This window comes from Clostridia bacterium, from assembly GCA_014360065.1.
Classification (GTDB): domain Bacteria; phylum Bacillota; class DSM-521; order Neomoorellales; family JACIYF01; genus JACIYF01.
Window position 1 is genome coordinate 1 of sequence record JACIYF010000092.1, and the last position, 10,051, is coordinate 10,051.

Genomic DNA, 10,051 nt, shown 5'->3' on the forward strand with positions numbered 1-10,051 from the left:
CTGTTCAAGAAGCAGCTGCCGAAGCTTTGACTGGGGACCTGTCCCACCTGAGAACTTTGCTGCAAACTTACCGAGAACGGCGGGATATCCTAATAGACGGGCTGAACTCCATGGGATGGAAGTTAAGTCGGCCGTTAGGAACTTTTTATGTGTGGGCTCCAGTGCCTTCGGGATATACTTCAGCCGGGTTTGTGGAGGAGGTCCTGGAAAAGACTGGGGTAGTACTGACACCGGGGAATGGCTATGGCAATTGCGGCGAAGGCTATTTTCGCATGTCCTTGACTTTGGCTACCGATAAGATAGTAGAGGCTGTTAAAAGAATGAAAACAGCGTTCGATCGCTTCCATTTTGATTGAGAGAGTACAAGTAAGTTGAAGGAAGAAGTTGTGGATGTTAAGGAGCATGACCGGTTTTGGAATTAGTGAGGTCTGGCAAGGCGGCGAGTTTCTGGTCCAGGTTCAGGTACGTTCGACCAATCACCGGTACCTAGAAGTATCTGTTCGACTACCCCATCCATCTGTGACCTTGGAGAGCGAAATCCGGCAATTAGTGCGAAACTCAGTGTCTCGAGGGCGCATTGATGTGTGGGTAGAAGTTAAGAGGAATAAAGACAACCCTCCTAGACTGAAAGTTGACACCGGATTAGCAATAGCATATTATACTGCCTTGAAGGAATTGGCACAGATTCTGGGTATTTCCGCCAATTTGGGCTTAAGTGACCTTATAGCGGTGCCGGGCGTGCTAGAGTGGGATCCGGAAGATGTCTGGACAGGTCTAACCGGCGTAGTTGCGGAAGCAGCCACGGAAGCTCTGTGTAAACTACAGGCTATGCGCGAAACCGAAGGGGCAAAGTTGGCCCAAGACATCGGCGAGAGAATAAGAACCATCGAGCTGATCATCAGTGTCATTGAGGATCGATCGCCAAAAGTGGTGGAAGAATACCGGCTGCGGTTGGCTGACAAGCTGGCCAGGTTAAATATAAGTCAAGAAGTAAATGCGGAAAGGATTTACCAAGAAATAGCCCTGATGGCCGAACGTTGTGATATAAACGAAGAGCTCAGCCGCATCAAGAGCCACATTGCCCAAATGAAGAGTATGGTTGACGGTAGTAGCCAGGAGCCCGTTGGTAGAAAGCTAGACTTTTTGGCTCAGGAGATTTATCGGGAGGCCAATACGATTGGGGCGAAAGCCAACGATGCCGACATTAGTTCTCGTGTCGTCGAGCTAAAGGCGGAAGTAGAGAAGATTAGGGAGCAGGCCCAAAACCTGGAATGAAAAGCTTGTGGGGAGGGTGCGGCGTGGATATTAAGCTGATCAATATCGGTTTCGGAAACATTGTCTCGGCTAACCGAATTATAGCTATTGTGAGCCCAGAATCTGCCCCTATTAAGCGAATCATCCAAGAGGGACGGGATCGCGGTCTCCTGATTGATGCTACTTATGGGCGAAGAACCCGGGCCGTAATAGTAACTGATAGCGGGCACATTATACTTTCGGCGGTTCAACCAGAAACGGTAGCTCACCGGCTAGGCAGCAAAGATAATGTTTCGCAAGTGGCTGGTGTCGAAGAAGGGATATAAGGATTGGGAAGAGGGTTACTGGTAGTAGTATCTGGTCCTTCCGGGGCGGGCAAGGGGACAATTTGTCGGGCTATCCATAGTCAATATAAAGACCTGTACTATTCGGTTTCGGTTACTACGCGTCTACCTCGTTCAGGAGAAAGAGACGGGGTTGATTATTTTTTTGTTTCGCCATTAACTTTTAAGGAGATGCTGGAGCGAGGGGAGTTTTTGGAGTGGGCACGCGTGTACGACCATTACTATGGCACGCCAAAAAGGGCAGTGGATGAAGCTCTGGCCCAAGGGCGTGACGTTTTGTTGGAGATAGATGTCCAAGGTGCCCTTCAGCTCAAGAAAAAGATGATGGCGGGGGAACTGGATCGAGGCGTATTTGTTTTTGTAACAGCTCCTAACCGCGAACAACTTCGTGCCCGTATCATTGGCCGGGGAACGGAGGATCCGGGTACTATCGAAAAGCGTGTCCAGGCTGCTTCTATGGAGCTGCAGCATATGAAGGAATACGATTACATAATTATCAACGATTCTCTGCCAGAAGCAATAGACCGTTTCCGTTCAATTCTCGTGGCAGAAAAAAGCCGGTCCCACCGTATCCTGAGGGATCTTAACTTGCTTGAGGAGGAACTATATGATCGATCCACCAATTGACGATCTACTCCGGCAAGTCAACAGCAAGTATGCGCTGGTTGTACTGGCGGCCAAGAGAGCTAGGATGCTAGCTGAGAAGGAGACTGTTTCGCCCAACGGGAAGCCAATCAAGGCGGTTAGCATAGCTTTAAAGGAGATTGCTAGCGGCAAGTTGCGCTTTGAAACTACAAAAAGTGGCATTAAATAAGCGTAGATGGTGGCTAGGGTACTATGCTGGCAGGCAAGTTCATAGTGGTTGGGGTAACTGGAGGAATAGCTGCCTATAAGGCATGCGAGCTAGTAAGCTCGTTGTCCAAGCGCGGGGCCACAGTTCAGGTTGTTATGACCGAGCACGCAACCCATTTTGTCCAGCCGCTTACTTTCCAGACCTTGTCTGGGCGGCCGGTTATCTACGATTTATTCCAACCCCAGACCGGAAGCAAAGTTGAGCATGTGGATCTTGGAGCTCAAGCTGACTTAATTGCCGTGGTACCGGCAACTGCCAATGTGATTGGAAAACTAGCTCACGGCATAGCTGATGACTTCCTAACCACGCTGGTTCTGGCTGCCAACGGTCAGGTGCTGGTAGCTCCGGCCATGAACAGTAGAATGTACAGACATCAAGCAGTACAGGCTAATCTAAATCAGCTTCGAGCGCTGGGCTACTGGGTGGTTTTGCCTGAAGAAGGAGTCCTGGCATGTGGAGAAGAAGGGGTAGGGCGTCTCGCTGATCCCCAGACCATCCTGAAGGAAATTGAGGCGGTCTTGGTTAAATCTCGGGATTGGGCTGGAGTGAACCTCTTGGTGACAGCGGGGGGAACGCGGGAAGCCATTGATCCGGTGCGCTTTATAGGGAATCGTAGCTCGGGAAAAATGGGTTACGCCATTGCTCGGGCTGCGTTGCAAAGGGGAGCGACAGTCTGCCTAGTCACCGGTCCCAGTGCCATAGTTCCGCCTCCTTGCCACCGGTTAGTGAGGGTTGAGACTGCCGAGGAAATGTATAGGGCAGTACTCAATGAGTTTGCCAGCGCCGACGTCGTTATCAAAGCTGCTGCAGTTGCAGACTTTCGGCCTAAGGTTCAAGCACCGGCAAAGATAAAGAAAGATGAGCGGGAAACGCTGGTGTTAGAGTTAGAACGAACCCCCGACATTCTCTCAGAATTAGGAAGGCAAAAAGACAGGCAAATACTGGTGGGTTTTGCTGCTGAAAGCGACAATCTTATCGATCATGCCCGATCCAAAATTCGTAGCAAAAACCTAGATTTGGTGGTAGCAAACCAAATCGGGAAAGAGGGCGTAGGCTTCGATAGCGATACCAATGAAGTAAGCATTATCTCCAGCGAGGGCCTGGTAAAGACTATACCATTGGCACCCAAGACTCAAATAGCTCACCAGATTCTTGATGAAGTGATGCAGCTTCCTCAGTTTAAAAAATTGCGCGATGATATGGCCAGATAGAGGAGTGACAGAGGTGACCAGGCGTTTATTTACTTCCGAATCAGTTACTGAGGGCCATCCGGACAAAATTGCTGACCAGATTTCCGACAGCATTCTTGACGCTATCCTTGAGAAGGATCCTGCCGGCCGGGTTGCATGCGAGACCATGGTAACAACTGGTTTAATTTTAGTAGCCGGTGAAATTACTACTGATTGCTATGTTGATATTCCCTACATTGCCCGTGAGACCGTACGGAGTATTGGATACACCAGGGCAAAATTTGGGTTTGACTGCGATACTTGTGCAGTTATTACCTCCATTGACGAACAGTCTCCAGATATAGCCTTGGGAGTGAATCTGGCAGCCGAGTATCGGACAGGAGAGATTGGTCCCAACGATTTAGAGACCATCGGCGCTGGGGACCAGGGATTCATGTTTGGTTACGCCTGCGACGAGAGCCCTGAGCTGATGCCCTTGCCCATAACTTTAGCTCATAAGCTGACCAAAAAGCTAGCAGAGGTACGGAAATCCCGGGAATTGCCTTATTTGAGGCCAGATGGGAAATCTCAAGTTACTGTGGAGTACGACGGTGACCGTCCAGTCAGGGTAGAATCAGTGGTAATAGCTGCGCAACATCGCCCAGATGTGAGCCTAGATGAGCTGCGCCATGATATAATTGAGCGAGTAATAAAGAGGGCAGTGCCTTCTGAGCTACTTGATGACCAGACCAAATATTATATAAATCAAACCGGCCGATTTGTGGTTGGTGGCCCCCAAGGTGATACTGGGCTCACCGGTAGGAAGATCATTGCCGATACTTATGGGGGAATGGCTCACCATGGAGGCGGAGCCTTCTCCGGCAAAGATCCTACTAAAGTAGACAGGTCTGGCAGCTATGCAGCTCGCCATATTGCCAAGAATATAGTTGCTGCAGGCTTGGCTTCCCGCTGTGAAGTTCAGCTGGCTTATGTAATCGGAGTAGCTAGGCCGGTATCGATTGCCGTCAACACCTTTGGAACCGGAAAAGTAGGCGAAGAGGAATTGCTCAAGGCCGTAAAGGCAATCTGGGATCTTAGGCCAGCAGCGATAATTCGCGACCTTGGCTTGCGGCGCCCCATTTATAGGCAAGTGGCCTGCTATGGCCATTTTGGTCGCCCTGAATTGAACTTGCCATGGGAGAGGACCGACCGGGTGGAAGCGTTACGTTCTGAGCTAGGAGCCTAGGTAATCTTGCTTTAAAAGTGGCTTTGTGAACTGTTGACCTAGGCGGCACTTTATCGTATAATAAAGTTCGCTTGAGATATTGCTTTTAGGTGTTCCTCGGTAGCTCAACGGTGGAGCGGCCGGCTGTTAACCGGTAGGTTGCAGGTTCGAATCCTGCCCGAGGAGCCGTTTTTTAGGGCCCGTAGCTCAACGGTAGAGCCGCCGGCTCATAACCGGTAGGTTCCAGGTTCGAATCCTGGCGGGCCCACCACGATGGCCCGTTAGTCAAGAGGCCTAAGACGCCGGCCCTTCAAGCCGGTAACAGGGGTTCGAATCCCCTACGGGCCACCCGGGGGCGATTAGCTCAGTGGGAGAGCACCTGCCTTACAAGCAGGGGGTCAGTAGTTCGAATCTACTATCGCCCACAAGGAAAATTGAGGGTTCCAGCGTTTGCGGTATCTTGTAATAAGCCGGATGGATGCAACGCGGATGCAGTAGACTCCGAAAAAAGAACAACCGCCGGGGTCGGGCCCCCAGCGGTTGCTTTGCATATGCCGTTTCTCTATTCCCCGCTGGCAGGAGCGGGGTTTTTCTTTACTCGCAAAGTGCCGTTTAGGACCGCTACTGCTTCCCGCTTGAGTTCAGGCGCAACGTGAGAATACACATCCGCTGTCAGGCTGTATTTGCTGTGCCCCAAAAGCTCTTGCACCACCTTAAGCCTAACGCCCCGCTCCAGCAACCTGGTAGCATAGGAGTGTCTTAAAGCGTGCAGGTTGACGTTCTTGCCAATGCCTGCTTTTTCCCGTAACCTATAAAAAACCCGATTGAAGTTCCTCGGTTCGATAGGAGTGCCAAGCTCGGTAGCGAACACCAGGCCGTTATCCTGGTATGCTTCACCAAGAGCCAGCCGCTCCTGATTCTGCCGGGCTTTCCAACGCTTCAGTTCTGCCGTAACATCCTCCGGCAAAGGGATGGCTCGCCTTGCCGTAGCCGTCTTTGGCTCCTGGAAAACCAGTCCTTTTTCCTTAGACCGTATCATGCCAGCTCGGACCTGGATTACTCCTTTGACCAGGTCCACGTCCTCCCAGCGCAGGGCCAAAAGCTCCCCTCTCCGAAGGCCGGTTCCCAGTAAAGTAACGAAAGCCGGGCCTAACCTGTCCTGTGATACGGCCTCCAAAAACCGCGCTTCTTCCTCCGGGGTCATGGCTCGTACCTGCTTCTTTTCCCCCCTGGGCAAGGCCACGGCTTCAGCTGCGTTTCTGGCAACCAGTTGGTTTCTCAGTGCCTGCTTGAGAGCGCCATGCATAACCAAGTGGATATGCCTCACCGTACTGGCAGAAAGACCGTCCGCTGCTTTCTGGTTGTACAACCGCTGTAAATGCTCCGGCCTTAAGTCCTTTAGGAGCACGTGCCCCAAAGCTGGCTTCAAGTGACAGCGAACTATAACCTCGTAAGCTTCCCATGTCGTTGGCCTCAGGCTGGGCTTCTTGTACTCGGTAAGCCATGTATCTAACCACTCACCTACGGTTACCTTGTTGGGCTCTGAGAAAGTGCCCCGCTCTATATCGGCCATGGCTTGAGCCAGCTTGGCCATGGCCGGTAAAGCTGATTCGCCTCAGCTTACCGTCCTTCCAGTAGCTCCCCTGGGCCGTCCAACTGCCGTTAGGACGCTGAAAGCAGGTTCCTTCACCGTTTGCCCTTTTCCTTCTGCTCATGATGTCTGCCCTCCTCTGACAAGAAGCGGTTCATGGTGCGTCACCTTAATACGACTTATAGAAGGCTATAGCTTGACTTCATCGAGCTTCACGTTTCTAAGTATCCCAGGATGAATGTAGTAGTCTTTCGCCAGGTGGTATATATTGGCCGGGTCTGCTGTATGCCTGTCCGCCAAGCCCTTCCAATCGACTTTTTCAGCCATTTCCCTTGAGAGCACAATCTTTGCGCCCACATCCAAACTCTTTTTCCCATACTGGTCCGTCATCTCTGTCTGAGCGAATAAAGCCACCTGCTCGATTTTCGGGTTCGTGAATAAAACGCTGCCTACCTGTATCGCAGTTCCCCCGACCCGCTTAACAAAGTCGGTTTCATCCCAAACGGTGCCTGACTTATAGTAGATTAGAATGTTCTTTTGCCCCGGCTTAGCAACGTTATCGAGAACCTGAACATCGGTAATATTTTGAGGAAAGTCGGTATCGCTGAACACCGGCTTTGCTGGCGTTTTTTGTTCAAGCGCCTTCTTTACGGTATCAACCGTTACATCTGAGCCTGCCCAATTGAATGCCTCTTTCTTCTCACCACCACAACCAGCCATTAATAGCATTATTGAAGTTATACCAATCAATAAAGCCAGGGACCTTTTCATTACACCATTCCCCCTTCCTTATTCAGCACTTCTTCTAGGGTCTTGCCAAAGAACTTCCTGGTACTTTAAGGTCATGCTCCGGTAATTCTTCGTACAAGCCTTTGGCATACTCTTAGGTATTCCCCCTGTTCCTCTCAAAGTTTCTCCCGTCCCAGTAGCGGTCATGGGCCACCAGATGGGCCTTCTCCGTGTCGTACAGCATGCCGTCAACAATCTGCTTCATTGCCTCTTCCTCCTTTACCTTAGTTTACCATAGTTACCCATAGTTTACCATCTTTACCTTCGCTCTGTCAAGAGAAAGGCTTTGCCCTTTAATGCCAAGCATGATAAGATAAAAGAAAGGGGGTTACATCATGGAAAAGCTCTTTACTCCAGCAGAAGTTGCCGCCATCTTAAAGGTTAGTCGAAAGACCGTTCATAATTGGATACACAAAGGCCGCCTAAAGGCTGTCAAGATAGGCCACTTCTGGCGTGTCTGCGAATCCGAATTAAACCGCCTCCTGGGAAAGGCAGAAACGCCTGATACTGGCAGATAGGACAGATAAGCGCAGTCCTCTTTTGACTGGGTATCTAGCGCATTCTCCGCAGGGCTTGGTTTTTGGGCATTCCAGCGCCTCCTAACCCAAATATGACCCATTTACCACCCTGCCGGTCATACATCCCTGGAAAGCACAACGTGCAGTGCTTCGCTACAGCCATGCTCATCAAGCCAGCGGTCTGCTTCTGCTTCGCCGGTGAATGTCGCTTCTTCACTCCCGCAGTAAACCGTCCAAGTGGTGCCGTCTGTCGCTATGATTGCGGGTAACGTTTTTGGGGTTAACTTACCTATAGCTGCCTCCAACTTGGTTAGCCTCGTTTTAAACTGCCGCATCATTAGGAGTACCTCCCTTCCTCACGATAGCTTCAAGCTGCTCCAGCCGTTCTTCAAGCTCTCGTGCCTGTCCAATCTCGGCCAACAGCTTCAAGTTTTCTCGTGCTTCCTTGATTGCTTTCAGCGCCATGCCGTAGTCGCTCCCCGACTCTGCAGCCTCTAGGATTGCCAGCGTCCGCCTCTGGAGGTCGTTTAACTGCTCCAGCAGGTTACCGGCCTTAATTGCTTCCTGGGCTTGATGTGCCGCCACCAACTGGGCAGGCAGGTGCTGTCTGTGGCGGAATAGAGCATCCTTGCTTACCGCGAAACGTTGCGCTATATCGCGGTAGGAAGCGCCTTCCAGCAGGGCCTTGTTTATTTCCTCAACGTTGGGATGTCCGCAAACCGTGCAATGCCTAGGCAACCATTTTCACCACCTTAATTGTCTGAGCCACTCTTCATTGCATCCTTGTTGCATCCGCCCCTCCTGGGGGCTTGCTACGCTCGGCCTTCAGCAACGTCACCTGATACACTATCAAGTGTTCATGGTCTCACCTCCCTGCCTTTACCCGGCCTCTGTGCCCGCCCTTTTGAGCCAAGGGGCTCGATTAGCTCATGAACCACTTCATAGCTTGGGCTTCGCCGCATATGTCTCACCTCCCGTTTTTGCTATCTTTTTGCTACCTTTTTGCTATCTTTTTGCACCCTTTATGCCTCCGGCCAGGGCAATGAGCCTATCCCTCTCACTAGGCGCAAGCGGTCTCTGGACTACTCTTCCGCCAAACCGCTTCTTGGCTTCATGCAGGAAGCGAAGCTCCTGGGGTCCTACCCTGGGTGGCTTGGCTAGCTCCCGCAATTCCTCCAGGGTATAGACAGCGGCCATATCGCTTCCTGGTGGAGTTATGCCGTCCTTCGCTACCAGGACGGTCTCACCAAGCACCTCTGAGCGCATGGCAAACCAGCCTTGGGTCTCCAGAAGCCTTTTGCCCTGGGTTACAAAGTCGGTTTGGGAGCGGGGTTCCTGCTCCGTCTTTCTAGGCACCTGCTGGGCCATCTCCAAATAACCCATGCTCCACCTCCCTGTCTTTTTGTCGCTTTTTATCGCAACCACCTGTCGGCTGAAGGCCTTGAGCCACGGGTTTTGTCGCCAATATCGCTTTTGTCGCACCTTCTATAACTTTTCTTTAAAGGAGCTAGGTCTTATTGTTAGCCACTCCACCTGCGGAAAGGACTGGGTTACTGCCTACCAGTACCCTTCCGTCCTTCAGGTTAACCGTCAGTGTCCCCTCAACAACCATTTGGAATATAAGACCAGAAATTTTCCACTCGCATACCTCCGACAGCACCCTGAGTATTTCCTGGTCAGTAGCGCCCTCTTTTCCGCGGGTCTGTAGGAAGTTCCTCACAATGCTCGTTACCTCTGCATCGGTCAAAAGGTCTCCTAGCTCTTCCGCTTGGTCTGGATAAGCCATGTTTCAGCAGTTCCCCTTCCTTGGTTAAGACCCTAATCTATACTTGCGACTGCGACAAAAGCGATTTCTGCGACATTGATTATTTTTCAAGCCTTCCACCTTATGGGGGGTCTGAGACAAAAGGCGACAAAAGCCTAGTCGCAACCAGTTTTTGGGCTGGTCGCCCCCCTGTGCTGGGACTTTCCTTCCACTCGGCTAAGCCGAAGTCTACGAGCATCCCCGCTGCCCGGCTCATCTCTTTAGCCGATAGGTGCCGCTGGAATAGGTCCCGTATCTCCGTCTTGGTCATGCCCTCTGGTTTTTTGCGAAGTGCCTCCCATAGCTTGTCGGCATTGGGGTCTCCCAGCGATTCGTCAAAGATAAACCGGGCTGAGGCTTCGCAATAGTCCCAAAGAGCCAGGGCCGCCTCCAGATGCTCCCGCCTTATGGCTGGACTTAGGTCTAAAAGCGCATAAATCAGGGACAGCCGCAATACCTGGGGTGCCGCCCGTGCTATCATTGCTCCCAAGAAACCGGGCTTCT

General features: G+C 51.5%; 14 protein-coding genes, 4 tRNA genes and 1 pseudogene. 12 read left to right on the forward strand and 7 right to left on the reverse strand.

Features of this window, described 5'->3' with window-relative positions; genetic code table 11:
- The 11 genes from H5U02_11560 to H5U02_11610 form a co-directional block, all read left to right on the forward strand.
- Nucleotides 1-356: aminotransferase class I/II-fold pyridoxal phosphate-dependent enzyme (locus tag H5U02_11560; GenBank protein MBC7343059.1), on the forward strand; the 356-nt coding region annotated here is incomplete at its 5' end.
- Between the two features lie 34 nt (nucleotides 357-390).
- A complete protein-coding gene (locus tag H5U02_11565; protein ID MBC7343060.1) occupies nucleotides 391-1,275 on the forward strand; it encodes a YicC family protein in 885 nt (294 codons plus the stop codon).
- Between the two features lie 23 nt (nucleotides 1,276-1,298).
- On the forward strand, nucleotides 1,299-1,580 hold the full coding sequence (locus H5U02_11570) for a DUF370 domain-containing protein (GenBank protein ID MBC7343061.1): 282 nt from the start codon (nucleotides 1,299-1,301) through the stop codon (nucleotides 1,578-1,580).
- Between the two features lie 3 nt (nucleotides 1,581-1,583).
- Nucleotides 1,584-2,225 carry a guanylate kinase gene (gene gmk / locus H5U02_11575; GenBank protein MBC7343062.1) on the forward strand — a complete coding sequence of 214 codons (642 nt, stop codon included), beginning with the start codon at nucleotides 1,584-1,586 and terminating at the stop codon, nucleotides 2,223-2,225.
- A complete protein-coding gene (locus H5U02_11580) occupies nucleotides 2,206-2,412 on the forward strand; it encodes a DNA-directed RNA polymerase subunit omega (protein ID MBC7343063.1) in 207 nt (68 codons plus the stop codon). The genes gmk and H5U02_11580 overlap by 20 nt, the downstream gene beginning before the upstream one ends.
- A 23-nt stretch (nucleotides 2,413-2,435) precedes the next feature.
- Complete coding sequence (coaBC, locus tag H5U02_11585; GenBank protein MBC7343064.1) at nucleotides 2,436-3,662, forward strand: bifunctional phosphopantothenoylcysteine decarboxylase/phosphopantothenate--cysteine ligase CoaBC; 1,227 nt, start codon at nucleotides 2,436-2,438, stop codon at nucleotides 3,660-3,662.
- Complete coding sequence (locus H5U02_11590; protein ID MBC7343065.1) at nucleotides 3,646-4,866, forward strand: methionine adenosyltransferase; 1,221 nt, start codon at nucleotides 3,646-3,648, stop codon at nucleotides 4,864-4,866. Before coaBC ends, H5U02_11590 begins: the two co-directional genes overlap by 17 nt.
- 93 nt (nucleotides 4,867-4,959) lie before the next feature.
- Nucleotides 4,960-5,031, forward strand: a tRNA-Asn gene (locus H5U02_11595).
- A gap of 10 nt (nucleotides 5,032-5,041) precedes the next feature.
- Nucleotides 5,042-5,116: transfer RNA gene (locus tag H5U02_11600), tRNA-Ile, on the forward strand.
- Nucleotides 5,117-5,120: 4 nt separating this feature from the next.
- Nucleotides 5,121-5,193: transfer RNA gene (locus H5U02_11605), tRNA-Glu, on the forward strand.
- 5 nt (nucleotides 5,194-5,198) lie between these two features.
- Nucleotides 5,199-5,270, forward strand: a tRNA-Val gene (locus H5U02_11610).
- Between the two features lie 137 nt (nucleotides 5,271-5,407).
- On the opposite strand, the pseudogene H5U02_11615 reads toward H5U02_11610, so the two are convergent.
- Both H5U02_11615 and H5U02_11620 read right to left on the reverse strand, forming a co-directional pair.
- Nucleotides 5,408-6,560: pseudogene (locus tag H5U02_11615) on the reverse strand (site-specific integrase).
- A 65-nt stretch (nucleotides 6,561-6,625) separates the two neighbouring features.
- Nucleotides 6,626-7,207, reverse strand: coding sequence for a hypothetical protein (locus H5U02_11620; protein MBC7343066.1), 582 nt, complete (start codon nucleotides 7,205-7,207; stop codon nucleotides 6,626-6,628).
- Nucleotides 7,208-7,560: 353 nt separating this feature from the next.
- On the opposite strand from H5U02_11620, the gene H5U02_11625 reads away from it, so the two are divergent.
- Complete coding sequence (locus tag H5U02_11625) at nucleotides 7,561-7,743, forward strand: helix-turn-helix domain-containing protein (protein MBC7343067.1); 183 nt, start codon at nucleotides 7,561-7,563, stop codon at nucleotides 7,741-7,743.
- A 116-nt stretch (nucleotides 7,744-7,859) separates the two neighbouring features.
- Here the strand turns inward: H5U02_11625 and H5U02_11630 are convergent, their stop codons facing one another.
- The 5 genes from H5U02_11630 to H5U02_11650 form a co-directional block, all read right to left on the reverse strand.
- Entirely contained in the window at nucleotides 7,860-8,081 is a 222-nt protein-coding gene (locus H5U02_11630) for a hypothetical protein (GenBank protein MBC7343068.1), read from the reverse strand.
- On the reverse strand, nucleotides 8,065-8,481 hold the full coding sequence (locus H5U02_11635) for a hypothetical protein (protein MBC7343069.1): 417 nt from the start codon (nucleotides 8,479-8,481) through the stop codon (nucleotides 8,065-8,067). The genes H5U02_11630 and H5U02_11635 overlap by 17 nt, the downstream gene beginning before the upstream one ends.
- A gap of 267 nt (nucleotides 8,482-8,748) precedes the next feature.
- Nucleotides 8,749-9,126 (reverse strand): hypothetical protein, encoded by a 378-nt coding sequence (locus H5U02_11640; GenBank protein ID MBC7343070.1) that lies wholly within the window; start codon nucleotides 9,124-9,126, stop codon nucleotides 8,749-8,751.
- 124 nt (nucleotides 9,127-9,250) lie between these two features.
- Nucleotides 9,251-9,529 carry a hypothetical protein gene (locus H5U02_11645; protein MBC7343071.1) on the reverse strand — a complete coding sequence of 93 codons (279 nt, stop codon included), beginning with the start codon at nucleotides 9,527-9,529 and terminating at the stop codon, nucleotides 9,251-9,253.
- 100 nt (nucleotides 9,530-9,629) lie between these two features.
- Complete coding sequence (locus H5U02_11650; protein ID MBC7343072.1) at nucleotides 9,630-10,037, reverse strand: hypothetical protein; 408 nt, start codon at nucleotides 10,035-10,037, stop codon at nucleotides 9,630-9,632.
- Between the last annotated feature and the right edge of the window lie 14 nt (nucleotides 10,038-10,051).